Origin of the sequence: Rhodococcus sp. 008 (assembly GCF_001682295.1) — a bacterium.
Lineage (GTDB): Bacteria > Actinomycetota > Actinomycetes > Mycobacteriales > Mycobacteriaceae > Rhodococcus_F > Rhodococcus_F qingshengii.
On record NZ_CP012749.1, the window covers coordinates 4,514,241 to 4,538,480 of the forward strand.

Annotated in this window: 25 protein-coding genes; 12 read left to right on the plus strand and 13 right to left on the minus strand. The window is 63.1% G+C overall.

Annotated elements, in window-relative coordinates:
• The first annotated feature begins 27 nt into the window (after positions 1–27).
• Positions 28–828 carry a tyrosine-protein phosphatase gene (locus tag AOT96_RS20940; protein ID WP_007727222.1) on the plus strand — a complete coding sequence of 267 codons (801 nt, stop codon included), beginning with the start codon at positions 28–30 and terminating at the stop codon, positions 826–828.
• Here the strand turns inward: AOT96_RS20940 and AOT96_RS20945 are convergent, their stop codons facing one another.
• From AOT96_RS20945 to AOT96_RS20985, 9 genes are all read right to left on the minus strand, one after another.
• Positions 829–1,191 carry a VanZ family protein gene (locus tag AOT96_RS20945; RefSeq protein WP_003940977.1) on the minus strand — a complete coding sequence of 121 codons (363 nt, stop codon included), beginning with the start codon at positions 1,189–1,191 and terminating at the stop codon, positions 829–831.
• Positions 1,188–1,538 carry a hypothetical protein gene (locus AOT96_RS20950; RefSeq protein WP_003940792.1) on the minus strand — a complete coding sequence of 117 codons (351 nt, stop codon included), beginning with the start codon at positions 1,536–1,538 and terminating at the stop codon, positions 1,188–1,190. Before AOT96_RS20950 ends, AOT96_RS20945 begins: the two co-directional genes overlap by 4 nt.
• Positions 1,538–1,963, minus strand: a complete 426-nt coding sequence (locus tag AOT96_RS20955) for a DUF1707 SHOCT-like domain-containing protein (RefSeq protein WP_003940708.1) — start codon at positions 1,961–1,963, stop codon at positions 1,538–1,540. The genes AOT96_RS20950 and AOT96_RS20955 overlap by 1 nt, the downstream gene beginning before the upstream one ends.
• Positions 1,964–2,039: 76 nt before the next feature.
• Positions 2,040–3,836, minus strand: coding sequence for an acetyl/propionyl/methylcrotonyl-CoA carboxylase subunit alpha (locus tag AOT96_RS20960; protein WP_030535031.1), 1,797 nt, complete (start codon positions 3,834–3,836; stop codon positions 2,040–2,042).
• A gap of 138 nt (positions 3,837–3,974) precedes the next feature.
• A complete protein-coding gene (locus AOT96_RS20965; RefSeq protein WP_065352216.1) occupies positions 3,975–5,375 on the minus strand; it encodes a condensation domain-containing protein in 1,401 nt (466 codons plus the stop codon).
• Positions 5,376–5,379: 4 nt separating this feature from the next.
• On the minus strand, positions 5,380–5,796 hold the full coding sequence (locus AOT96_RS20970; protein ID WP_003940804.1) for a SufE family protein: 417 nt from the start codon (positions 5,794–5,796) through the stop codon (positions 5,380–5,382).
• Positions 5,793–6,698, minus strand: a complete 906-nt coding sequence (locus AOT96_RS20975; RefSeq protein ID WP_065352217.1) for a sulfurtransferase — start codon at positions 6,696–6,698, stop codon at positions 5,793–5,795. Before AOT96_RS20975 ends, AOT96_RS20970 begins: the two co-directional genes overlap by 4 nt.
• A 118-nt stretch (positions 6,699–6,816) precedes the next feature.
• Positions 6,817–8,280, minus strand: a complete 1,464-nt coding sequence (locus AOT96_RS20980; protein WP_030535028.1) for a condensation domain-containing protein — start codon at positions 8,278–8,280, stop codon at positions 6,817–6,819.
• On the minus strand, positions 8,280–9,773 hold the full coding sequence (locus AOT96_RS20985) for a condensation domain-containing protein (RefSeq protein ID WP_065352218.1): 1,494 nt from the start codon (positions 9,771–9,773) through the stop codon (positions 8,280–8,282). Before AOT96_RS20985 ends, AOT96_RS20980 begins: the two co-directional genes overlap by 1 nt.
• 150 nt (positions 9,774–9,923) lie before the next feature.
• On the opposite strand from AOT96_RS20985, the gene AOT96_RS20990 reads away from it, so the two are divergent.
• Together AOT96_RS20990 and AOT96_RS20995 are read left to right on the plus strand one after the other, a co-directional pair.
• Entirely contained in the window at positions 9,924–11,621 is a 1,698-nt protein-coding gene (locus AOT96_RS20990) for an MFS transporter (protein WP_003940674.1), read from the plus strand.
• A gap of 61 nt (positions 11,622–11,682) precedes the next feature.
• Positions 11,683–12,981, plus strand: coding sequence for an HNH endonuclease signature motif containing protein (locus AOT96_RS20995; RefSeq protein WP_065352219.1), 1,299 nt, complete (start codon positions 11,683–11,685; stop codon positions 12,979–12,981).
• Between the two features lie 109 nt (positions 12,982–13,090).
• Here AOT96_RS20995 and AOT96_RS21000 read toward each other — a convergent pair whose 3' ends face one another.
• Genes AOT96_RS21000 through AOT96_RS21010 form a run of 3 tightly spaced genes read right to left on the minus strand, consistent with a single transcriptional unit; the run spans position 13,091 to position 15,727 of the window.
• The gene (locus tag AOT96_RS21000; RefSeq protein WP_007731146.1) at positions 13,091–13,732 is read right to left on the minus strand and encodes a Maf family protein; all 642 of its coding nucleotides are present in this window, start codon (positions 13,730–13,732) and stop codon (positions 13,091–13,093) included.
• A gap of 16 nt (positions 13,733–13,748) precedes the next feature.
• Positions 13,749–14,090, minus strand: coding sequence for an acyl-CoA carboxylase subunit epsilon (locus AOT96_RS21005; RefSeq protein WP_007731147.1), 342 nt, complete (start codon positions 14,088–14,090; stop codon positions 13,749–13,751).
• Positions 14,087–15,727, minus strand: a complete 1,641-nt coding sequence (locus AOT96_RS21010; RefSeq protein ID WP_003940853.1) for an acyl-CoA carboxylase subunit beta — start codon at positions 15,725–15,727, stop codon at positions 14,087–14,089. Before AOT96_RS21010 ends, AOT96_RS21005 begins: the two co-directional genes overlap by 4 nt.
• A gap of 115 nt (positions 15,728–15,842) precedes the next feature.
• On the opposite strand from AOT96_RS21010, the gene AOT96_RS21015 reads away from it, so the two are divergent.
• The 5 genes from AOT96_RS21015 to AOT96_RS21035 all read left to right on the plus strand — a co-directional run bounded on the left by AOT96_RS21015 (position 15,843) and on the right by AOT96_RS21035 (position 20,099).
• The gene (locus AOT96_RS21015; RefSeq protein ID WP_003940755.1) at positions 15,843–16,697 is read left to right on the plus strand and encodes a biotin--[acetyl-CoA-carboxylase] ligase; all 855 of its coding nucleotides are present in this window, start codon (positions 15,843–15,845) and stop codon (positions 16,695–16,697) included.
• A gap of 118 nt (positions 16,698–16,815) precedes the next feature.
• Positions 16,816–17,391 carry an HdeD family acid-resistance protein gene (locus tag AOT96_RS21020; RefSeq protein ID WP_003941007.1) on the plus strand — a complete coding sequence of 192 codons (576 nt, stop codon included), beginning with the start codon at positions 16,816–16,818 and terminating at the stop codon, positions 17,389–17,391.
• Between the two features lie 74 nt (positions 17,392–17,465).
• Positions 17,466–18,032 carry a PH domain-containing protein gene (locus AOT96_RS21025; protein ID WP_003941034.1) on the plus strand — a complete coding sequence of 189 codons (567 nt, stop codon included), beginning with the start codon at positions 17,466–17,468 and terminating at the stop codon, positions 18,030–18,032.
• A 37-nt stretch (positions 18,033–18,069) separates the two neighbouring features.
• On the plus strand, positions 18,070–18,750 hold the full coding sequence (locus tag AOT96_RS21030) for a response regulator transcription factor (RefSeq protein ID WP_003940916.1): 681 nt from the start codon (positions 18,070–18,072) through the stop codon (positions 18,748–18,750).
• A 26-nt stretch (positions 18,751–18,776) separates the two neighbouring features.
• A complete protein-coding gene (locus AOT96_RS21035; RefSeq protein ID WP_007731154.1) occupies positions 18,777–20,099 on the plus strand; it encodes a sensor histidine kinase in 1,323 nt (440 codons plus the stop codon).
• A 26-nt stretch (positions 20,100–20,125) separates the two neighbouring features.
• Here AOT96_RS21035 and AOT96_RS21040 read toward each other — a convergent pair whose 3' ends face one another.
• The gene (locus tag AOT96_RS21040; protein WP_064688941.1) at positions 20,126–20,725 is read right to left on the minus strand and encodes a GtrA family protein; all 600 of its coding nucleotides are present in this window, start codon (positions 20,723–20,725) and stop codon (positions 20,126–20,128) included.
• Positions 20,726–20,916: 191 nt separating this feature from the next.
• On the opposite strand from AOT96_RS21040, the gene AOT96_RS21045 reads away from it, so the two are divergent.
• From AOT96_RS21045 to AOT96_RS21060, 4 genes are read left to right on the plus strand one after another with little or no spacing between them, the layout of a single operon-like run.
• Entirely contained in the window at positions 20,917–22,116 is a 1,200-nt protein-coding gene (locus AOT96_RS21045) for a 5-(carboxyamino)imidazole ribonucleotide synthase (protein ID WP_202426942.1), read from the plus strand.
• The gene (gene purE, locus AOT96_RS21050) at positions 22,100–22,612 is read left to right on the plus strand and encodes a 5-(carboxyamino)imidazole ribonucleotide mutase (protein WP_030535024.1); all 513 of its coding nucleotides are present in this window, start codon (positions 22,100–22,102) and stop codon (positions 22,610–22,612) included. Before AOT96_RS21045 ends, purE begins: the two co-directional genes overlap by 17 nt.
• A 7-nt stretch (positions 22,613–22,619) precedes the next feature.
• Positions 22,620–22,997, plus strand: a complete 378-nt coding sequence (locus tag AOT96_RS21055; RefSeq protein ID WP_065352221.1) for a hypothetical protein — start codon at positions 22,620–22,622, stop codon at positions 22,995–22,997.
• A gap of 35 nt (positions 22,998–23,032) precedes the next feature.
• The gene (locus tag AOT96_RS21060; protein WP_030535022.1) at positions 23,033–24,220 is read left to right on the plus strand and encodes a sensor histidine kinase; all 1,188 of its coding nucleotides are present in this window, start codon (positions 23,033–23,035) and stop codon (positions 24,218–24,220) included.
• The last annotated feature ends 20 nt before the right edge of the window (positions 24,221–24,240 follow it).

The following is a 24,240-nucleotide window of genomic DNA, read 5'->3' on the forward strand; positions in this document are numbered from 1 at the left end:
TTCTCGGCGACCGATACATTCTCAGGTATGACCGATACTCCGAAGCTGTCTTCCGTCGTACCGTCCCTGGCGAACCTCCGAGACATCGGTGGCCCCGAATCGAGCTTCGGTGGCACCGTCCGCACCGGGAGCGTGTTTCGTTCCACCGATCTGGCATCGCTCAGTGCGGACGGCGCACAGACCCTCGCCGATCTGGGCATCGTCACGATCTACGATCTGCGCACCGAATCCGAACGCGAGACGGCACCGGATCTGACGCCGGACGGTATCCGAGAAATCGGCCTGGACGTATTGGCGGACAAGCAGTATCGCGCCATTCCGGCTCAGATGCAGCAGATGATCGCCGACCCGGCGTTTGCTGCCGAAGCGTTGGGCAGCGGCCAGGCGCTCGAGTACTTTCAGGGAAGTTACCGCGATTTCGTGACCTTGCCGAGTGCGGTCGCGTCGTACCGGCAACTGTTCGTCGACTTGGCGCAGCCGCCCAGCTCGCCGGCACTCATTCACTGCACCACGGGCAAGGATCGCACGGGTTGGGCAGCGGCCGCGTTACTGCTGTTCCTGGGTGCCTCCGAGGACGCGGTCTTCGCGGACTACCTCGAAACCAACAAGATTTTGTTGCCGATGTTCGCGCCGCTCCTCGAGCGATTCGAGGCCAAGGGGATCGACCCGACCCTGCTCGAGGGTGTCCTCGGTGTCAGGCGCGAGTACCTGGAGGCGTCGATGGCAGAGCTCGCGCAGGTACACGGATCCATCGAGGCCTACTTCACCGACGGCTTGAAGATCGACGCGTCGACCCAGGACCAATTGCGGAGCAACCTGCTCAGCTGATCAGGACCTGCTCGGCTCGTCTCGGCGGGAAGTTCGTCGCCTCGTCAAGAGGCTGACGATACCGATCCCGATGGCGATGCCGAGCAGGTCGGCGCTGCCGTCCCAGATCGAACCGGAACGCGAAATGGGCAGCGCTGCTTGAAGAACCTCGGACGTCGCGGCAAAGATCAACAACCACACAGCCGTGAGCCACACCGGGATCCGCGCGTGCAACGAGGTGATCGCCAATACCGCGAACATCAGCGTGTGAGTGATCTTGTCGGTGTTCTCCGGGCTCGAGGGCACGGTGGAACCCGGGGAGAAGAGCATGATCAGGGCAATGACCACGGCGATCGCCAACGGCCAGTATCGGTTGTTCTTCAATTCGTCTGCCCCTCGACGACGACGAGTCCGAGTGCACCTTCGGCGAATCTGGTGACGGCGTCGGCGGCCGTCGTGAGCGCCTCGGTGTGCCCGTCGCGGGCCCAGCCGGTGAGCAGGGCGGTGGAGTCGAGAGGCGTCAGAACGACCTCGGCGAGAAGCTCACCGGTGTTGGGTTGGCACACTGCCCAGGAGTAGACGCTGTTTTCGTGCCACTGAGCGCTTCGCTGACTCACGTAATCGGGGTCGGTGATACCACCATCGGCAAGGGCGGGGCGGTCGTCCACACGCTCGTCTGCGCGTAGTGCGCGTAGATACCAGCCGCCTGCGTTGATCTCGATCGGCTCCATCAGTCGGAGTCCCGCTCGCGGCGGCGCTTGGCTTTGCGTTCCCGGTCGGTACCGAACAGCAGTGCACCGGCCAGGGGAATCGCGAGGAACCACAACCAGGTGCCGGTGACGAAGAACAGGATCACCGCGAGAATCGGGACGACGGCCATGACGCGACCGGACCAGTCGGGGTTGAAGCCTCGCTCCGCCGGTGCGTCGGGAGGCGTCACCATAGACAGGGGAGCGGTGCCGGGGGCTTGGTAGTTGCCCGGAAGATCGGCGAACACCGGAACGAGTTCACTGCGAGTTGTTGCGGCACTGACGATTCCGCTTCTCTCGTCGAACTCGGTGACGGTGAGGCGGCCTGCGGCGAAGTGCTCGCTCAGGAGATCGAGTGCCTGCTCGCGTTCTGCAGTGCCGATGCGAATGTCGGGGACGTCAGCCATCGTTACAGCCTACTCAAACGACTGTGCGCCTTTCCGGTAGTGGGGACTACCGGAAAGGCGCACGGGGCCGGAGGCCCTACTTCAGTTCTGCGAGAACCGTTCCCTGCGTGATTGCTGCACCCGGCTCGACGGAGAGTCCGGTGACGACACCGGCCTTGTGCGCGTTGACGGGGTTTTCCATCTTCATGGCTTCGAGAACGGCGATCAGATCGCCTTCTGCGACTTCCTGGCCTTCGGTCACTGCAACCTTGACGACGGTGCCCTGCATCGGAGCCGTGACAGCGTCACCCGATGCTGCACCTCCGCCGGCGCCGCCGCGCTTGCGCGCCTTCGGCTTCTTGCGGATCGCACCGGAGGCAGCGCCGCCGCCGTTGCCGAGCGAGAACTGGCCCGGGAGGGAAACCTCGACGCGACGTCCACCGACCTCGACGACGACGTTCTGACGCGGCAGAGCCTCGTCCTCGTCGTCTACGGGAGCACCGGCGCCTGCGTACGGCTCGATGGGGTTGACCCAGTCGGTTTCGATCCACTTGGTGTAGATGTCGAACTTCTCGCCGTCACCGATGAACGCCGGGTTCTCGACGATGTGGCGGTGGAACGGGAGAACGGTCGCGAGGCCGTCGATCTCGAACTCGGCCAGAGCGCGCGATGCCCGCTGGAGGGCTTCTTCGCGGGTGGCGCCGGTGACGATGAGCTTGGCGAGCATGGAGTCGAACTGTCCGCCGATGACGTCGCCGGCAACGACACCGGAATCGACGCGAACGCCGGGGCCCGTGGGCTCACGGTAGACGGAGACCGGGCCGGGGGCAGGCATGAAGCCGCGGCCGGCGTCTTCGCCGTTGATGCGGAACTCGAAGGAGTGTCCACGCGGGGTGGGATCTTCCTTGATGGAGAGTTCTTCGCCGTTGGCGATGAGGAACTGCTGACGCACGAGGTCGATGCCCGCGGTCTCTTCCGTGACGGGGTGCTCGACCTGCAGGCGGGTGTTGACCTCGAGGAAGGAGATGGTGTCGCCCTGAACCAGGTACTCGACCGTTCCGGCGCCGTAGTAGCCGGCTTCCTTGCAGATGGCCTTGGCGGATGCGTGGATGCGTGCACGCTGGTCGTCCGTCAGGAAGGGAGCGGGAGCCTCTTCGACGAGCTTCTGGAAGCGACGCTGCAGCGAGCAGTCGCGGGTACCGGCGACGACGACGTTGCCGTGCTGGTCGGCGATGACCTGAGCCTCGACGTGGCGGGCCTTGTCCAGGTACTGCTCGACGAAGCACTCGCCGCGACCGAAGGCTGCGATGGCCTCACGGGTGGCCGACTCGAACAGCTCGGGGATTTCCTCGATGGTCTGGGCGACCTTCATGCCGCGTCCACCGCCACCGAAGGCAGCCTTGATCGCAACCGGGACGCCGTATTCCTTGGCGAATGCGACGACCTCGTCGGCGCCCTTGACGGGATCCTTGGTGCCGGCTGCCATCGGCGCCTTCGCGCGTTCTGCGATATGGCGTGCTGTGACCTTGTCGCCGAGGTCGCGGATGGACTGCGGTGACGGACCGATCCAGATGAGGTTCGCGTCGATGACGGCCTGGGCGAAGTCGGCGTTCTCGGAGAGGAAACCGTAGCCGGGGTGGATGGCGTCGGCGCCGGACTTCTTGGCTGCGTCGAGGATCTTGTCGAACACGAGGTAGGACTCGGCGGACGTCTGTCCACCGAGGGCAAATGCCTCGTCTGCGAGCTTCACGAACTGCGCGTCTGCATCGGGCTCGGCGTAAACGGCAACGCTGCCGTAGCCGGCATCCTTGGCCGCCCGGATGACCCGTACCGCGATTTCACCGCGGTTCGCGACAAGCACCTTCGTAATGTGCGCGCTGGCATGACTGGGCACTGAGCCTCCTGTGGTTCGCATAGTCTGTCTCCGCGGTGTATTCCTCTGGGATTTCACCATCGGGGGATTGGCATCACTTCGGAGTGTATGCATCGCTTCGGCGCTGGTTGTAACCGGATCGCTAAAGCCCACTCCGGCTTAGGAAACGGTTTCGAAAACTACCGATGAGTAGCTGTCGGAGGTGGCGGCGTCCGGTTCGGTGACGATTTCTTCGATGGTCCGGCGCAGTGCGGCCACGTAGGCGTGAACCGCGGCGTTCGCCGTCTCGTTGCCTGGGTACCTGACCGCGAGGTTGAGTCCCTGGGGTGTGCGGTTGATCCAGATGTAGACGTCGTGCGTATATGCCTTGCTTCGAAGTGCTCTGGCGTTCCATTCGGGCCATTGTGCGGCTTCGGGCACGAAGCGAACGTCCATGTAGGACACGACGAATCGCGGTCGGATCGGGGTTTCGAGGTGCTCACCGATCCGATCGAACGGGACAGCTGCGGCAGGCTTGACCGAAGCGATGGATTCGGCGGCGCGTGTCGCGAGGTCGCCGAACGAACAGTCCGATCCAACGGCGAACTCGACCGGGCACAGTCCGACGAACCAGCCGAGCGCGCCCGCCCACTCCTGAGCGCTGCGGGTGTGAACCGGCGTCACGACCTCGAATCGATCGGATCCCGCGACTTCGCGACCTACAGCGGCAAGTCCGCCGAGAAGTCCGGCGAAGTACCCCACGCCGGTGGCTGCACACGTCGAACTGAAGGCCTTGGACTGGTCGGCGTCGAGCAGCCAGGTCGACAGGCCGTTCTGAGAATCGGTTCCACGGTCACCGATTGGTAGCGGGAACTGGGGTAGACCGTCCGTGCCGAGAGCCTTTCGCCAGATCTCGACCGCAGCCTTCTCGGCTTCCATGTCGGCCATCTGCTCGCGTTCGACGGCACCGAAATCGACGTAGCTGCCCACCGGAAACAGATTTGCAGCACTACCGGTCGAGGCCTCGCGGTACAGAGCTGCGATCTCGTGAGCGACCAGCACGATCGAGAACCCGTCGATGATCGAGTGGTCCGCCGCGAAGAACACGGTGAACGGACCGTCGCCACCGCGGGGCGTCAACGTCGCGAAGACGTACGACGGCCAACTGTGCGGGGACGCGTAATCGTCGAACAGGCGGTGAAGGTGGTCGAAGTTGTCCTGGCTGGACGCGTCGTAGCCGTGGCTGACGACCCCGATGTCGATTCCGCCGAGCGGGACCGTGTGCCGGGTGATCTCGCCGCTCGAGGGCTCGAGGACGGTATGCGAGCGCAGAACTTCGTGACGGTCGATCCACCGGCCGAGAGCGACTCGGAACGCATCGACGTCGAGCGGGCCGGAAATCTCGAAAGCTGTTCCCAGCCAAGACGTGTCGCCTGCGCCTGCAGCGGAACGGTTGAGATGTGCCTCGTGAATGTAGGAGACGGGCCGCGGATCCGGAACCCAGGGCCCGGTTGCGCACGGCAACCATTCGACGAGTGCGCCGGCCGGAATCGCATAGTCGGCCAGTTCGGTGAACTCCATGTTTTCAGCCCCGCAAGTGCCGCTTGATGCGCGCGAGCATGGCCGACATTCCGCGCAGACGGAGCGGGCTCACGGCTTCTGCGAGACCGAGCGCCGAATAGAAGTCGTCGGGTACACCGAGGATCTCGTCGGCGCTGTGGCCGTCGAGCCCCTGCGCGAGGATCGATGCGAAACCACGCGTCGTGGGAGCCTCGGGGGGAGCGCTGAAGTACAGGCGAACGTTGTCGCGATCCGAATCGTCGACCGAGAGGAAGAGCGGCGACTGACATTCGGGGACCGGCTCCATCGCGCTCTGCTCGAGCTCCGCCGGCAACGGCGGCAGCTCCCGGCTGAACTCGAGAAGAAGGGTGAGCTTGTCCGAGGCGCCGACGGCCGCGAAGTCGTCGACGATCTCGGCCAGAGCCGAAGGAAGAGCGCTCATGACGCCGATACGGAGGAAGGAACGGCTCCGGGCTCTTCGCCCTGGACGATCGGGACGCGCACGGCATTGCCCCACTCGGTCCATGAACCGTCGTAGTTACGAACGTTCGGGTAGCCGAGAAGATGAGTCAACACGAACCAGGTGTGACTGGAACGCTCACCGATGCGGCAGTACGCGACGATGTTGTCGTCGGCCGACAGGTCGCCGTAGATCTCGCCGAGTTCGGTACGGGTGCGGAAGCGGCTGTCCGGTGCCGCTGCCTTCGCCCACGGGATGCTGAGCGCGCTGGGAATGTGTCCACCACGCAACGCACCCTCTTCGGGGTAGTCGGGCATGTGGGTGCGCTCGCCGGTGTACTCCTGCGGAGATCGCACGTCGATGAGCGGCCCGTCGCCCAAGTGCGCGAGAACGTCGTCCTTGAATGCGCGGATGGGAGCGTCGTTGCGCTCGACGACCGGGTAATCCGTTGACGTGATGTCGGGAACGTCGAAAGCGGTGTCGCGGTTCTCGGCGATCCACGCATCGCGGCCACCGTCGAGAAGACGGACGTCCTCGTGGCCGAACAGAGTGAAGACCCACAGTGCGTAGGCCGCCCACCAGTTGCTCTTGTCGCCGTAGATGACCACGGTGTCGTCGCGGCCGATGCCCTTGCGGTTCATCAACTCTGCGAACTTCGCACCGTCGATGTAGTCGCGGGTGACCGGATCGTTGAGGTCGAGATGCCAGTCGATCTTCACGGCTCCGGGGATGTGGCCGACGTCGTACAACAACACGTCTTCGTCGGATTCGACAACCTTGAGGTCCGGCGCACCGAGATTCGCCGAGAGCCATTCCGTCGAGACCAACCGGTCGGGATGCGCGAACTCGGCAAACGCGGTTGAGGGATCGGGGGCAACGGGCACGGGCGTACTCCTGAAGACGAATCGTTCGGTTCGAACACGGACTTGATCGATTCTATGCGCTGTGCGCAAGGTGAGACGCCCGGAAGCAGGTTCTGCCTGCTCGTGCCCGTTGCCGACCCTAAATCCTCGGTGTTCCTGCTCCGACGCTCGAATCTCTCAATTGTTCGGTGACACTTCCGATCGGCGTCACGCCCCGGGCGCAGACCTCTCTCAGAATCCGGTCGAGTTCGGTGAGGAAATTCACCATGGTTTCGTTTGCCGTCTCGGTATCGGGAAAGCGTGAACGCAGCGAGAGACCACGGTTCGTTCGCGAAATCCAGAACTGGGCATCGTCGGCGACCGTCACATTGCTGATGTGATGGGCGTTGAGGAGATCATGATCGTCTGTGCCGGGTAGTTTGCGGTAATCGATGTACGACACCATGAAGACGTCGGTGCGCGTGCGTCGAATCTTGTCGCCCAAAGCATCTCGAACCTGGGCCATGGTGACGCCCTCGAGCGTCAACGCAACTCGGAACGACGCGTGCGTATGTGCAAGGGATGCACCGAAATCCGCGTCGGGAGTGATCTGGACCGTGATCGGCGCGCTGGTGGTGAGCCAGCCGATCGCGTCGGCCCACCGCGGATCTTTGCGAATGTGAAGCGGAAATTGCAGCGGAAGCGTCGACTGCCCGGTGTACGAGTGGACGGAAAGTCCCATCGCAGTGAGGATTCCGGTGAACACGCTACCGCCGGCGGATAGGCAGATCTCGTCGAACGTCGCCGTCAACTCCTCGTCGAGCAGCACGCGCACATCGGCGCCCTGCGGCGCGGGCTTTCCGCCCTCGACGCCGAGATCCAAGGGGAAACTCGGTGATGTGCCACCGCAGATCTCGTAGAACCTTGCCCACTCTCGGATTCGAGGGTCGTTGTCGACGGGAAGCAGAGCGTCTGCCTCCAGTTCGCAGTACCGCACGAAACTTCCCGGGTCACCCAGTCGGCTCATCACTGCGTCGACGGCCTCGTGGTCGGTCAGGTCGGGTAGGGCGATCAGTCCCTCGTAGATCTGTCGCAGTTCCCCGAGAGCGATGACCAACGAGTAGCCGTCGACGAGTGTGTGATCGAACGCGCTCAGGACCGTGTAATGCTCTTCGCGTTCGACCGTGGCAAACGTGTATGCAGGGAAGGTCAGTGGATCGCATACCGTCGTGAATCGCTTCTTGAGATGCGCTCGGAGGTCTTCGGTCGAATCGAATTTCAGAGGTTCCGAAGTCTCGATGTGTGTGCCGTCTGGATCGAGTCCCATTCGGGTGGTGGTGAACTCGCCCACCTCGAATCCTGTGTGCAGAGTGTCATGGCGACTGATGAACAGGCGCAGCGCGAGATCGAGTGCAGGCCGATTCAGTTCTCCGGGAAGGTCGAATGCGGCTGCCATCCACACACTCCGGCCCATGCCGTGTGTTCGCGCAGTCTCGAGGTGAAAATGCTGGTTGTACGACGGTGGTACTTCCGACTCGGTGACGGCGCCGTCCGCGGGCTGGAGCGACCATTCGGTGACGATTCCGGGCTCGAGTCCGTATCGATCGATCGAGGTGACATGCATCAGGCCGCTCCCTCTGGTGCCGCGAACGAGTAGTCGCCCTGAGCTGCAACAGTTTTGATGATCTTGGAGACATGCTCGGCGAAGCGGGTGGCCGATTCGTGGGCAATGGGGGTGTCGGGGTGAGACACGGCGATCCAGGTTCCGGTGTGCATCCGGTTGATCCACATCGACGCGATTTGAGTCTCTTTGCCGCCGACGATTCCCGTTGCCTTCGTCTCGGCGTAACTGTATGGATCCGGCATGCGTCGGCCGTCGATGTACGAGACGATCGGCGGCGGGGTGAGCGTCTTCGACAGTCCGCCGGGTGCGGAATCCGACTCGGCCAAGCTCGACAGAACCAGATCGATGACCTGCTGCACGGAGACATCGAGGAGTGCCTTGCCGTCGTGGTACCCCTGCTGCCCGAGCTTTGCCAACTCGGTGAAGCGTCGCTTGTCGTCGACGTCGATGCCGACCGGGATCAGGTTGATGTACCAGCCCTGCGCAAACGAGTCGGCCTCGGTTCGTGTGCTGACCGGCGAGAGGGCGATGTACTTGTCGCGTCCGGCGAGTTCGAATTCCGCAATCGCGAGCGCGGTGAATATTCCACCGATGAAGTTGGCGCCATTAGCTTTACAAACCGCACCGAACTTCTCGCACTCGATGTCGTCGGCCAGGTCGAAGCGTGAACCGATAGCCGGTTTGGGCGCGTCTTCGGCCCCGAGAGGGAGCGGAAATCCGGGGAACGAGCCGCCGCTACGCATGAGGTAACCGAGCCACTGGTGCACTTCGGGTGACTGCATCGTCAGCTCGGTTGTCCGTGCGCGCTCGACGCGACCGAACTGCGCGTAACTTCCCGCGGGGCCCAGTTCGGGATGTGATCCGGTCGTTTCCGCGGCGTAGAGCTGACGCAATTCCGCGTACATCAACACCATCGAGTTCATGTCCGAATGGGCGTGGTCGACTGCATGGAACAGGGTGAAGCTCGGATCGGCTTCGAGGTCGGCATGGTGGTGCTCGACGGCGCCGAAAACGAATGCCGGCCACTGCAGCGCGCTGGTTTCGGTGGCGAACTTGGTCGCGACGAGTGCGCGGATCGCCTCGGATTCGGAGACGTCGTCGCCGACGCGGTACTCGAGTTCGATGCTTTCGACCGGCACCACGTGTCGACGGACCTCGAACGAGGTGTCCGCAGCGTCGGTGGTTGCTTCGTCGAACGAGAACCAGCTGTGCAGCGTGTCGTGGCGACGGATGTAGCGCTGAAGTGCTCGCGTCATGGCGTCGCGGTCCAGTGTTCCTGCGAAATCGAAGGCGATACCGATCCACGGAGACTGCGGATCGCCCTTCTCTGCGGTGACGCGGGCGCGTCGCAGGTGGCGATCCTGCATCGTGGTCGGGGGTAGTTCTCGGTCGATCTCGGCTTCGGCGGCTCGTTGAGCGGAAGCATGCGTGACGCCCCATTCGATTACCCGCCCAGGAAGCGGGTGCCAATGGGTGATCAAGTTCAGATCCATCGAGTAGAACTCCTGCGTGTGTCGTCGAGAAGCCTGCTCTGAAAATGGGCAGACGACGAACTATCCCATCTGGGGGACTGAATTGTCCGAAATACTACAATCTAAACAAGAACAGGTTCTAGAAGCGTTGTGTTCGATTAGGATCATTCGGTGCTTCCGGACCCTTTAGGTGACGCTGTCGGCGCCGACCACAAGGGCGGGCGGCGAGCTGGTTCTCTGACGCCCTGGCTCGGGTTGGCGACGAGTCTGGCGGCGGCATTCATGCAATTGCTCGACGCGACCATCGTCAACGTCGCGCTTCCGAGTATCGCCGTCGATCTTCAAGCAGGCGTATCGGCGCAGTTGCTCATGGTCAGCGTGTACATCCTGGCTTTCGCGTGTTCGTTGATCACTGCAGCGCGGCTGGGGGACCTGTTCGGCCGTAGAGTTGTTTTTCTGACCGCCCTGTCCGTATTCGTGGTTGCCTCGTTGCTGTGCGGACTCGCGCAGAGCGCGACGATGTTGATCGTCTTCCGGGGTCTGCAAGGATTGGCGGCCGGTTCGATGTCCGCCCAGACGTTTGCCATCATCTCGGGCCTGTTTCCGAAGGCCAGGCATCCGCGAGTCTTCGGGATCTACGGTGCGACCATCGGGCTCGCAACGGTCAGCGGGCCTCTGATCGGTGGGCTGCTGATCGAGTGGAATCTGTTCGACTGGGGCTGGCGCCTGATCTTCTTCGTCAACATCCCGATCGGCATCGCCGCCTTGATTCTCGGATATTTCCATCTCGTCGATGCTCGCGCTGAGCATGTGCGCTCACTGGACCTCATCGGCGCCGCACTGTCATCACTGGCGCTGTTCCTGCTGATCCTTCCCCTGGCCGAGGGAAGGGCGCGCGGATGGCCCACAGGTCTTGTCGTAATGCTCGCGATGTCGGCGCCGGTGGCAGTGGCGTTTGTGCTCTACGAATCGCGTTTGGCGAAACGAGGCGGCGATCCGGTCCTTCGTCTCGAGCTTTTCCGCGACCGAGCCTTCACAATCGGCGCGGTTCTTGCGTTCGTTTTCTTCGGAACCCTGACTTCCTTGATCTTCACCATCAGTCTCACCCTTCAGTTCGGCTTCGGGTTCTCCGCATTGCGAGCGGGCGTCATGACGCTGCCGTGGGCCGTCGGAATGGGCGTGGCGGCGGTTCTCTCATCGGCGGTGTACCGGATGCTCGGAAACCGTGTTCTGATCCTGGGGATGGTCGTCTTTGCCGGCTCGCTGATCGCGCTGTCGATCATCCTCGAACGCGAAGGAACCGATCCACGCTGGCTCGCGCTCGCCGGTCCGCTGCTTCTCGGTGGCGCAGGTCTCGGACTGTTCGTGGCACCACTGCAAACCGCGATCCTTGCGACGGTCGAACCCGCGCACGCGGGTTCGGTGTCGGGACTGCTTCCTACCGTTCAGCAGGTTGGCAGCTCCATCGGACTGGCCTTGATCGGAGTGGTGTTCTTCTCGCTCGTCGCGGGGCAAGCTCCGCAAGCAGTGCAGGGGGAGCGGCCCGAGTACGTTGCGAACCTTGAAGCTGCCGGCGTTGGTCCCGGTCTGATCGACATCGCCGAAAAGGCCTTTGTCGATTGCGCGACAAGCCAATTGGCATCCGGAACACCGATGGAGGTGGCGCCGGAATGTCGCCGGGACGGCTCCGCCGGTGCCGGGGGTCAATCCGTTCAGGTGGCAGTTGATGCCGCGTACGCATCGACTCGCGCGGCGGCCGGCGAAGCATTTCTCCAAGCGCAGCGCCGTGTGCTCGCGATCATCGCAGCAATTGCGCTCGGTATCGGATTGGCGTCGACTGCTCTGCCGCGGGTCAATTCGCCGGTCTGAAAATTGCCCTTGACTCGAACGGGTGTTCGAGTACCCTGTGTGCAGGGGATCGGGGGATTCAATGAGTGTCTTGTTGTCGGATGTGGTGTCTGGTTCTGCGGTGGGGTTGCGCGGACGGTTGTGGCGGTTGTCTGCTTCTGAGTTGCGTGCTGCTGCTGTCGAGGCGAGTGCGGAGATTCTGCGCCTGGAAGCTGTGCGGGTGGCGGTGGTGGACGAGTTGTCGTTGCGCCCGGATGATCAGGTGATTGCCAGCCGCGGAGTGGGTGCGTGGTTGGCGGCCAACACGATGCTGCAGGTTCGGGACGGGAAAAAGATCGCCGCTCTCGGTGCAGCTTTGCGGCCGTTTCCGGCGGTGGCGGCTCGGTTCGATGGCGGGGATTGCTCGTTCGAGCACGCGGTGTTGATCGTGGCGTTCTGTGAATCACCGCCGAAGGGGATGCCGGAGGAGGCGCTCCCTCGCTGTATCGATTTGTTGTTGGCTGCTGCGTCGGGTGTGGAGGCGACGACGACGAAGGTGCGGAACGTGATCGCGACGTTGGAGCGGTTGTTCGAATCGGATGAGATTCCGCCCGCTGAAGATGTCGATCTCAATGAGTTGCGGATCGCGTCGACGCTCAATGGTCGGGTGGTGGTGCGTGGGGATTTCGACGCCCTCACCGGAGAAATGCTGCTCTCGGCCCTGTCGAATCTGACGATGCCCACCCAGGCACCGGACGGGACGCCGGATGCTCGGTCGGCAGCGAAGCGGACTGCCGACGGGTTCACCGAACTGATCCGGCGTTACCTGGACTGCGCCAACACTGGCACAGATGGTGGTCAACGACCGCACGTGAACGTGCACATCAACGCGCGTGATCTCGCTGAGCATCGGGACTGCGCCGCCTCGCCCGCCGATGGTGAAGAGTCTCTGTCGGATCTCGATGTCGGGCACATGCCCTGGCTGGGGCCGCTGTCCGTGTCGCAGACCAGGCTCCTCGGGTGTGATTGTTTCCTCTCGACCGTCCTGCTCGACGATCACGGCGCGCCCTTGGATGCGAAACCAGGAAAGAGGCTGGTCACCGCCGAACAACGCGTCGCCCTCATCGCCCGAGACAAAGGCTGCGCCTTCCCGGGCTGCACATGCGTGCCCGCGTGGACGGATGCGCACCATATCCGGCACTGGGCCAACGGTGGCCCGACGGTGATGAACAACCTGGTCCTGCTGTGCCGTTCACACCATCGGTTGATGCACCTCAAATCCGGGTTCGTCGGGAAATGGGAAATCCGAATAGGAGTCGACAACAAACCCTGGTTCGTCCCGCCGCCCTCGATCGACCCCGGACAGCAACCGAGGCCGGCGAACACCACCTTCAAAACCTGAAGGGTCAAACCTTTTCGGTGACAACAAAAACGACCAGCTTCGCATCGGCATGGACCCGATGCGGGGCTGGTCACTGGTGCTTGGAGAAAACGTGCTTGGAGAAAACGCGTCAGAAGATGCTCTGCGTGCGCCAGAGATCCGAGACGGAAACCCCGACACGCTCGAGAAGTGTTCGTACCAAAGGTAATCCGATACCGATGACACTCGAGGGATCACCCTCGATCCTCTCCACGAACCAGCCGCCGAGACTGTCGAGCGTGAATGCTCCGGCGACTTGGAGCGGCTCGCCCGTTGCCAGGTATGCCTCGAGATCCTCGGTGGACGGTTGCGCGAAATGAACCACTGTTGCGCTGTGATCCGAGGCCATGCGGACGATGCGGCCGTCGGCGACGCGTAGGACACAGTGCCCGGTCAAGAGAGTGGCGCTGCGTCCGGCCATTGCGGCCCATCGCTTTCGGGCGATATCGACGCTGCCCGGCTTGCCTTGAAGTTGCCCGTCGATCAGGAGCATCGAATCGCACCCGACAACGACTACGTCGGTGAGATTGTCGGCGGCAAGACCGGGAACGATCTCGGCGGCCTTGGCCTCCGCCAGTACCGTCACGACTTTTTCGGGGGCGGCGTCGGGTCCGAGATTGTCGGCGATCTTGTCCTCGTCGACGCCGGAGACACGCACAAGCGGCGAAACCCCGGCCGCCCGCAGAACTGCGAGGCGAGCCGGGGACGCTGAAGCTAGAACCAGTTGAGTCACGTCAGCAGAGTGATCGTCAGCTGCGACGGATCGCGGGGTTCAGGTACGCGTACGGCGAGAACGGCGCACGCGTGCGGTGGAACTGAGTCGGATCGCCCCAGGTCTCCGCGGGAACGTTCGACTCGGGAGCTTGACCGCTGCCGGCAGCCGCAGCAAGCACGCTGACCAGTGCCGCGATCTCGACGTCCGTGGGCGAACCCTTGACGATCTTGATGACCGACGCGTCGGAGGTCGACGTCTCGGTCAGCTCCGTGAGCGAAGCATCCGTCGCGGTTCCCTCGACGACCGCACCGTTGGTCGGTGCAGTCTCCGCCAGTGCGACATCTTCGCTGAGAATGTCCTCGGTGGTTGCGGTCATAGGGGAATGTTCCCATGCTTCTTGGGCGGAAGGGAAACGGCCTTGCGCTCTAGCAGTCGCAATGCGGAAACGATTTGTCCGCGGGTGTGCGACGGAGGAATGACAGCGTCGACGTATCCGCGCTCAGCGGCGACGTACGGGTTGACGAGTGTGTCCTCGTACTCGTTCTGCAGCTTGAGGCGCAATGCATCGACGTCTTCGCCGTTCTTCGCGGCTTCGAGAAGCTGCTTGCGGTAGACGAATCCGACTGCTCCGGATGCACCCATGACGGCGATCTGAGCGGTCGGCCATGCCAGGTTCACGTCGGCGCCCATGTGCTTGGAGCCCATGACGTCGTACGCTCCGCCGTAAGCCTTGCGGGTGATGACCGTGATCTTGCCGACCGTTGCTTCTCCGTATGCGTAGAGGAGCTTCGCGCCGCGGCGGATGATGCCGTTGTATTCCTGCTCGGTTCCGGGGAGGAAGCCGGGAACGTCGACGAGCGTGATGATCGGGACGTTGAACGCGTCGCAGGTACGCACGAAGCGAGCGGCCTTCTCCGAGGCGTCGATGTCGAGGCAGCCCGCGAACTGGGTGGGCTGGTTGGCGACGATGCCGACCGAGCGTCCGTCGACGCGACCGAAACCGACGATGATGTTCATCGCGCGCTCGGCCTGGACCTCGAGGAACTCGTCGTCGTCGAGGATGCGACGGATGACCTCGTGCATGTCGTACGGCTGGTTGGCCGAGTCCGGGATGAGGGTGTCGAGTTCGATGTCCTCGGCGGTCAGGCTGTCTTCGATCGAACCGACGATGGGGTCGGTGATCTCGCCGCGGGGAGCCGCTGCCTGGTTGTTGGACGGCAGGTAGCTGAGCAGGTCCTTGACGTAGTCGAGGGCGTCCTGCTCGCCGGAAGCGACGTAGTGGGCGACGCCGGACTTGACCATGTGGGTGCGAGCGCCGCCGAGGTCTTCCATCGTGACGTCTTCACCGGTGACCGTCTTGATGACGTCGGGGCCGGTGACGAACATCTGGGAGGTCTCGTCGACCATCACGACGAAGTCGGTCAGTGCGGGGGAGTACACGTGGCCGCCGGCGGCGGGTCCCATGATCAGTGAGATTTGGGGGATGACACCCGAGGCCTGGACGTTGCGGTGGAAGATCTCGCCGTAGAGGCCGAGCGAGACGACGCCTTCCTGAATGCGCGCGCCTGCACCTTCGTTGATGCCGACGAGGGGCCGTCCGGTGCGGATCGCGAGGTCCATGACCTTGACGATCTTCTCACCGTAGATTTCGCCGAGCGATCCGCCGAAAACGGTGGCGTCCTGTGAGAAGACACAGACGTCGCGGCCGTCGATGGTGCCGTAACCGGTGACGACGCCGTCGCCGACCGGGCGGTTGTCAGCGAGACCGAAGTTCACGCTTCGGTGCCGTGCCAGTGCGTCGAGTTCGACGAAGGAGCCCTCGTCGAGGAGGGCGGTGATGCGCTCGCGGGCGGTCAGCTTGCCTTTGGCGTGCACCTTGTCGATGGCGGCTTCGCCGCTCGGTGCCTGCGCCTGGGCTTGGCGATTCCGCAGGTCCGCGAGCTTTCCCGCGGTCGTGTGAATATCGGGTGCGGCCGCCGCCTCCGGCGCGTTCGGCTCTTGGACAGTGGTCATGGACGTGAGCTTAACGAGAGTGCGTGGGGGGCTTCGAAGGCAGGTCCGATTGTCGCTGTCTTGCAGGCTCAAGCTACTGACCAGTACATTCTCGCTGTCGTCATAGGCTGGGGCTATGTGGACCGACTTGAACCGACCGCCCCTCGACGGCAATGCCCTACGACGCGCACTGGTGCGCAGTGACAACGACGACGCGCGCGTTTTCTGGAACCGCCTCGACGTTGTCGAGGAGACCGGTTCGACGAACGCGGATCTCCTTGCGCGAGCGGCAGATCCGGATGCCGACCGTCACGTTCTGATCGCCGAATATCAGGCGAGTGCCCGTGGCCGTCATTCGCGCACGTGGGTGAGTCCGCCGCAAGCGCAGATCTCGATGTCGGTTCTGCTGTCGATGCCCGGAATGAATCTCGCGGACATGGGTTGGCTCCCGCTACTGTCGGGAATCGCGGTCGTCGACGCGCTGCGCAACGTGGCCGAAGTACCCGCAGAACTCAAGTGGCCGAACGACGTTCTCATCGGTGACAAGAAGGTCGCCGGCATTCTGGCCGAGGTGGCGAGGACGGCGCCCGATCCCGCGGTGGTGGTGGGGATCGGGCTGAACGTGAGCCTCGGCGTCGAGGAGCTGCCCGTCCCGACCGCTACGTCACTGCTGATCGAAGAAGCATCGACTGTCGACCGCGACACTCTCGTTCGCGCAATCGCCCGTGAATTGGCGACGCAATTCCGTGCTTGGGAATCGTCGAAATGGGATACATCTGTGTTGGCTGCCGAATACCGGCAGCGCTGCGGGACGCTGGGCAAACGAGTCCGCGCGGTTTTGCCGGGCGACAAGGAGGTGTTCGGTATCGCGACCGACGTCGACACTTCCGGACGCGTCGTCATCGAAATCGAGGGAACAGATGGGGAGACCTTTGCGGTCGCAGCAGGTGATATCACGCACCTTCGCGCCGCCCCGGTCACCGAATCGTGAACGTTGCCGGATTTTCTGGCACCAAAGTGCTAATTTTTGGCCCGGACCGGTTTTCGAACCAACCGTCCGTCCTTCATTTCACTCAACTGCGGGATTTACCGAGCTGCCTAGGGGCGTCATGACCACACCGATCGTTGTTCCGACCGAAGCCGAGACGGCCGAGAGCGCTCGCCGCGTACTCACCGGCGTGACGGTGCTGCTCGGTGTCCTCACATTGGGCCTGGGTATCGCGGTACTCGCGTGGCCGGATGCCACCCTGTTCGTGGTCGCGGTTGTCATTGCGATCCAGCTGTTCGGATTCGGAATCGTTCAGATCATCCGTTCGTTCGCGGACGTGACGGCTTCGGGTGGAACTCGCACGCTCGTCGCGATCTCCGGCGCGTTGGCAGTGCTCCTCGGATTCTTGGTTCTCCGTAGCCCTTTGCAGACGGTGGTTCTGATCGCGTTGGTGATCGGTGCCTGGTGGGTATTCCGTGGCGTTCTCGATCTGGTCGACGCGGCGTCCGGGCACACCGTCGATCGCGGTCTGTCGATCGTGCTCGGAGTCATCAGCATCGTCGCGGGTGCAATCGTCCTTCTGCAGCCCGAACTCTCGCTCGACGTCTTCCGCATCGTGGTCGGCGTGTGGATGGTGCTGTACGGCATCATCATCGTCGTGACCCCGTTGGTGCTGCGAAAGATCGCGCAGCCCTGAGCGTTGCCCTGAAGACGGGTGTGCCTGAAAGTCGGTGTGTCTGAAAGTCGGTGCGGGGTGGCAGACTTCCCGTCATGGGATATCCCGAAGACGCCCTCGCTCAGGACGAGGAACTGATACTGCATCGCCATCCTCATTGGAAGATGTTGGTGCTTCCGGCGCTGACGTTCGTGCTTGCGACGGCCGTCGCCGGGTTCTTGTTGGGCCTCGCACAGACGAGATTGGACGGCACGGCTCGCACCGTGTCGTCCATTGCCGTCGGAATCATCTGGCTCGGTGTCGTGGCCTGGCGATCGGTTGCGCCGTTCACGGTCTGGAAGTTCACGCATTTCATCGTCACCGATCGGCGAGTGCTCATCCGCCACGGAGTGCTCACGCACACGGGTATCGACATTCCCATGGGACGGATCAGCAATGTTCAGTTTCGTCACGGCCTGATCGATCGAATGCTCAAGACCGGAACTCTGGTCATCGCATCTGCCAGTGACGATCCGCTCGAGTTCGACGACATTCCTGACGTCGAGCACGTTCACGCCCTGCTGTATCACCAGGTTTTCGATTCCATGCAGCAGCCACCATCGCAGGCACCGCAGTGGCCGTCAGGTGAAAACGACGACCCGAACGATCGAAATGGCTGGTAATCAACGTGCAAAGGCGTGTTGTCCGTAGTCTGTTCGTGTGACTGCCGTATTGCTAGCCGAAGACGACGAGGCCATTGCTGCACCCCTTTCCCGCGCCTTGGGGCGTGAAGGGTATTCGGTGACGGTCGAACCGACCGGACCCGCTGCGTTGCAGCAGGCGCTCGAAGGTGATTTCGACCTGTTGATTCTCGATCTCGGCCTTCCGGGCATGGACGGCCTCGAGGTCTGCCGACAGATTCGTGCGCATCGCACCTCGCTCGCCGTGCTGATGTTGACCGCCAGGACCGACGAAGTCGACTTCGTGGTCGGGTTGGACGCGGGCGCCGACGACTACGTCAGCAAGCCGTTTCGTCTCGCCGAGTTGATGGCACGTGTGCGAGCACTCCTGCGTCGCCACGGTGGCCGCGAGGACACGATTGTCGAGGTCGGTGGCATCAGGCTCGAGCCCGCGGCACGACGCGTGCTCGTCAACGGCTCCGAAATCGCCTTGGCCAACAAGGAATACGAGCTTCTGCGGGTCCTCCTCGAGCATGCCGGGGAAGTTGTCTCGCGCGATACGATCCTTCGTGAGGTGTGGGGCGACGTCGAGCTTCGTGGATCGAAGACGCTCGACATGCACATGTCGTGGCTGCGCCGCAAGATCGGCGACGAGGGCCCCGCCGTGGAACGCAGGATTGCCACCGTCCGCGGTGTCGGTTTCCGAATCAACACCGACTAACTTCTCGAGAATCAGGAACTGCCGGCATGCGGCGTCGCATATTGCAGTCGATTCTCGCTGTCGTGATCATGACGGCGTTGCTGCTGGGGGTTCCGCTGATCTACACGGCGTGGCTCTGGGTGGAGGACGTGACGCGAAGTGATCTCCGGGTGCGCCTCGACCGGATGGCCGCTGAGGTCATCGCGCAAGAGGGGACGAATGGACTCGTCGAAGGTGCGTTGAACACCGATTCGCTCAAGGTTCTCACCCCGAACGACGGGCGCCTCGTCGTCGTGTATCCGACCGTCGTCGACGGCGCCGCACGCGTCGACGTCGGTGAGGCGACGGTCAAGAACGCACTCGTCGAATCGCTCGCGATGGGAACGTCCGGCTCGTTGCGTCTCGAGGTGCCGTCGGAGAACCTGCGCACCCAGCAGAAACAGGCGGTGATGGCTGTCGGCGTGCTCGTGCTTCTGTCCATCACGGCAGGCACCGTGGTTGCTGTGGTCACTGCGCGTCGGCTTGCCGATCCGCTGCAGGATGTGGCCGACCGGGCGGCGCGCCTCGCCGAAGGCGACTTCCGGCCGGATCCTCGTCGGCACGACATCCCCGAACTCGACCGCGTGTCCGACGTCCTCGATGCGGCAACCGTGGAGATTTCGGTGCGGCTGCAACGAGAGCGCGCGCTGGTTGCGGACGTCTCGCATCAACTGCGCAGTCGACTGACTGCAGTGCGGCTGCGCCTGGACGAGTTGTCCGTTCACGAAGATCCTGACGTCGTGAACGAGGCCGAGGAAGCCATGGCGCAAGTGGACAGGCTCACCGACGGAATCGACGACCTGATTCGCTCGTCGCGCACCAGTGGGTCATCGGCGAGTCTGGTGTCGGTAGTCGGCGAGCTGGAACAGGTGACTCGCGACTGGCAGGCTCAGTTCGACGGAGAGGGACGCAGGCTGCGCCTACGCGGCGATCGCACGGTGATGGCTGCGACCACAGGTTCGCGTCTGCGTGAAGCTGTTTCCGTTCTGGTCGACAATTCGTTCGAACACGGTGAAGGCACGTGCACGGTGTCGGTGCGATTGATCGACGGTACGGGTCGCAGTTCGTCTCGCCGTGACTCGATGGTGTGCGTCGAGGTCACCGACGAAGGCTCCGGTGTGGAGAACGATCTGGCGCCGCACATCTTCGACAGAGGATTTTCGGGGGCGGGGTCCACCGGCGTCGGGTTGGCGCTCGCACGTGCACTGATCGAAGCCGACGGGGGCCGCCTGGAACTGCAGAGGCGTAAGCCTGCCTTGTTCGCCGTCTTCCTGCCGGTGGCCAACACGGCGCCGACCGCGGACGTCGTTCCGCACCGCGAACCGCGCTGACCGAAAGGCCGGCGCAGACGGAAAACTCAGGAGTGCCCGAGCTCCTCTTCGGCATCAGGAATTACCGGCTCAGGCGCTGTGGTTTCGGATAACGCTGTGGTTTCGGACAATCCTGTGGTGTCGGACAGCTCGAGCGGTTCCGGATTCTCGTCGGGAAACACGAACTTGCGGAAGGCCCAGAATCGGAACGCCATCTGCAGCAGGTTGCCGATGACATATGCACTGATGAAGTCGGCGATGTTCTCCGTCGCCAAGCTGACTTCGGGTACGCGCAGGTTGAAGACGTAACTGGAGATGTACAGCGGGATGAAGCTGATGACGACACCGATGGCGCTGATGATGAAGAACAGCGCAGCTTCGTGCGCTGGTTCACGGCCACCACGGTTCTTGAACGACCACTCGCGGTTGAGAATGTACGACGCGATCACCGCGACGACGCCGGCGATGATCTTGGCCGTGATCGGCTTGGATTCGAGGATCGACAGCTTGAGTGTGTAGAAGATGCCCGAGTCGATGAGGAAGGTCGTTCCGCCGACGATCGCGAATTTGATCAGCTCGCTGTGACGCAGAGCGATGTCACGAAACGGTTGGGGTATGCGGGCAATGACCCCGTCGACAAATGGCACAACAGATGAGTTTACGAAACGAAACCGCGTTACCACCAATTTGCCGCGGATTCATCAGCAGAATCACAGATTGGGAACGCTGAATGAACGGGCGAACGCGGCACATGACAACATAGAGAGCCGTGACCGGCAACAACGATCCCGCGCAGATCCCCGCCCGCCCGACCACCCCTCGACCGGCAAAAGCATCCATGCCCGTCGTCACCATGATCGGTGGCGGACAGTTGGCCAGGATGACTCACCAGGCGGCGGTGGCCCTGGGCCAGACGCTCCGAGTGCTCTCCGGGACTTCGGACGAGCCGGCAGCTCAGGTCAGCCCCGACGTCGTGCTCGGCAGCCACACCGACCTCGACGCTCTTCGACGCGCAGCGGTCGGTTCCAACGCGTTGACGTTCGACCACGAGCACGTGCCCACGGAGCATCTCGAGGTTCTTGTTGCCGAAGGCGTGAACGTTCAGCCGCCGCCGCAGGCTCTGATCTTCGCTCAGGACAAACTTCTGATGCGTCGCAAACTTGCCGAACTGGGCGCGCCCGTACCTGCGTACGCCGAAGTGACGTGGGCAGAAGACGTCGTGCGTTTCGGTGCCCAACACGGTTGGCCGCTTGTCATCAAGGCAACACGCGGAGGCTACGACGGCCGCGGCGTCTGGATCACCGACGATCAGGACGAAGCAGAAGCCATCGTCACCGAGCAGCTGAACAAGGGTGTTCCGCTGATCGTCGAGGAAATGGTCTCGATGCGTCGGGAGCTGTCCGCCATGGTGGCGCGGTCGCCGTTCGGACAGGGCGCTACGTGGCCGGTCGTGGAAACGGTTCAGCGCAACGGCCAGTGTGCCGTCGTGATCGCACCTGCCCCCGAGCTTTCGAGTGCCGTTGCCGAGGAAGCTGAACAGTTGGCGCTGCGCATCGCGTCGGAGCTCGGTGTGGTCGGCTCCATGGCCGTCGAACTGTTCGAGACGACCGACGGCACTCTCGTGGTCAACGAGTTGGCGATGCGCCCGCACAACTCCGGTCACTGGACGATGGACGGCGCCCGCACCTCTCAGTTCGAGCAGCACCTGCGCGCGGTTCTCGACTACCCGCTCGGAGATACGTCGCCGATCGCGCCGGTCACCGTGATGGCCAACGTTCTCGGTGCGCCGGAAGCTCCCGAGATGACGATGGACGAGCGCGTCCATCACCTGTTCGCGCGGATGCCTGACGCGAAGATCCACCTGTACGGCAAGGGTGAGCGCAAGGATCGCAAGATCGGTCACGTCAACATCGTGGGCGGCGCCGGATCCATCGACGATCCGAATTACGTTGCCGCAGTTCGGGAACGCGCCGAGCGCGCAGCACATTGGCTTTCGTATGCAGTTTGGACCGACGGATGGGATGTACACGGTGAGTGAGAGCGCGCAGGTCGGCCTGATCATGGGCAGCGATTCGGATTGGCCGACCATGGAAGCTGCCGCCGAAGCTTTGGCCGAGTTCGGTATCCGCTTCGAGGTCGGTGTCGTCTCGGCGCACCGCACGCCTCAGCGGATGCTCGACTACGCCAGGGAAGCCGCGGGCCGCGGAATCAAGGTCGTCATCGCCGGTGCCGGTGGCGCCGCGCACCTTCCGGGCATGGTTGCCTCGGCCACGCCGTTGCCGGTCATCGGTGTTCCGGTGCCGCTCAAGTACCTCGACGGTATGGATTCGCTGCTTTCGATCGTCCAGATGCCGGCCGGCGTCCCGGTGGCGACAGTGTCGATCGGTGGCGCTCGCAACGCCGGTCTGCTGGCTGCTCGGATTCTCGGTGCTTCGGATCCCGCACTGCAGCAGCGGATGGTGGCGTTCCAGGAGAGCCTCGAGTCGATGGTGCTCGACAAGGACAAGGCGCTCCGCGAAAAACTGCTGGGCTGATCTTCTCGTGTGTGCACGACGCGGGCTGCCGCTGATCCGAGCGAGTCGGGGCAGCGCGCAGTCCGCGTTCGTCACCCGCGTCGCCCTGCTGTACGCCAGGATTCTCGGCGCGGACATCCGCTTCGACGACGAGTTCGGAATCTTTGTCGCCTCCGGACTGCGCTGCGGGTTCGCCAGAGGCGGAACAACTCTCGGTGGTGTATATCTCACGCGGCGAAACGCGACGCGACCCGTCCTTCGCCACGAGGCAGTCCACGCGGACCAATGGGCCAGGTACGGAATCATATTCGGGTTGCTGTACCTGCGTGAGGAACTGCGTCATCGCGGGCCGCGGAACCGCTTCGAAATCGAGGCCGGTCTCGAAGACGGCGGTTACCGCACCTGAGTGAGAGCTCGTCAGTAAAAGCTACTCTTGGCGGCATGGCTCGTTTTCCGACTAGTGAACGCTTCGTCCGCTGGAGCGCGGAACATGCTCGCGGTGTGGACATCTGCATTGCGACGGTTGCCGCACTGTTCAGCGTTGTCGTTGCGGTCGAGGCGAGTCCGCTGGCGGTGTTCATCTCGCTGGGTATGACCGTTCCGTTGGCGTGGCGACGCTCGCGCCCCGAACTCTCCGGCATGGTGATCGCAGGGTTCGCAGTTCTACACGTGATCTTCATCGGCAACACACTGCTCGCATCGGCCGTTGTCGTACCCATCTCCCTGTACGCGCTGGCCGCTTACGGCGCTCGGTGGAGTTCACTCACCGGGCTGGTGCTCGCGTTGCTCGGCTCGATTGCCGGAACTGTTCGATACTTCGGCTACGACGGAATCCCGGTGTCCTCCCAGGTCATGCAGTCCGTGGCCGTCATGATCTTCATGCTCGCGGTCTGGGCGTTCGGTGACCTGCGTCGAGTCCGCACCAAACAATTGGAAGGCCTGACCGAGCGCGCACGGTTGCTCGAACTCGAGCGTGCGCAGGAAGCGGAAATCGCGACGATCAGCGAACGCTCGAGGATTGCGCGCGAGATGCACGACATCGTTGCTCATTCGTTGACCGTTGTCATCGCTCAGGCCGACGGCGGACGCTACAGCGCGGCCAAGGATCCTCAGGCTGCAATTCAGGCACTCGAAACAATTGCCTCCACCGGCCGCCAGGCGTTGACCGACATGCGATCGCTGCTGTCCGTCCTGCGTGAGGACACGCCCCGTGATTTCTCGGTGATCCCGGGCGCCGGCGACATCGACAGTCTCTTCCACGAGTTACGCAGCAGCGGACTCGACATCGCCGTCAGCGTGACCGGGGAACCACGCGAACTCTCTGCGGGTGCGGGGTTGACGGCGTATCGCATCGTGCAGGAATCGCTGACGAACGTTCTCAAACATGCGGGGCCTGGAGCACAGGCGAGCGTCGAGATGACGTGGGCTGAAACCGAACTCGTTCTCGGTATCACCGACGACGGACGAGGCGGCAGCGCCGCGCTGGTCGAATCGTCACCAGGCGGACAGGGACTGATCGGAATGGCCGAGCGAGCCAAGCTGCACGGAGGCAAAGTGACCGCCGGACCGAAATCAGGCGGCGGATACAGCGTCCGGGCCGTCTTGCCGTACGAACGAACGTCTGGGTAGGTCTAGAAACGCCCGAAGGT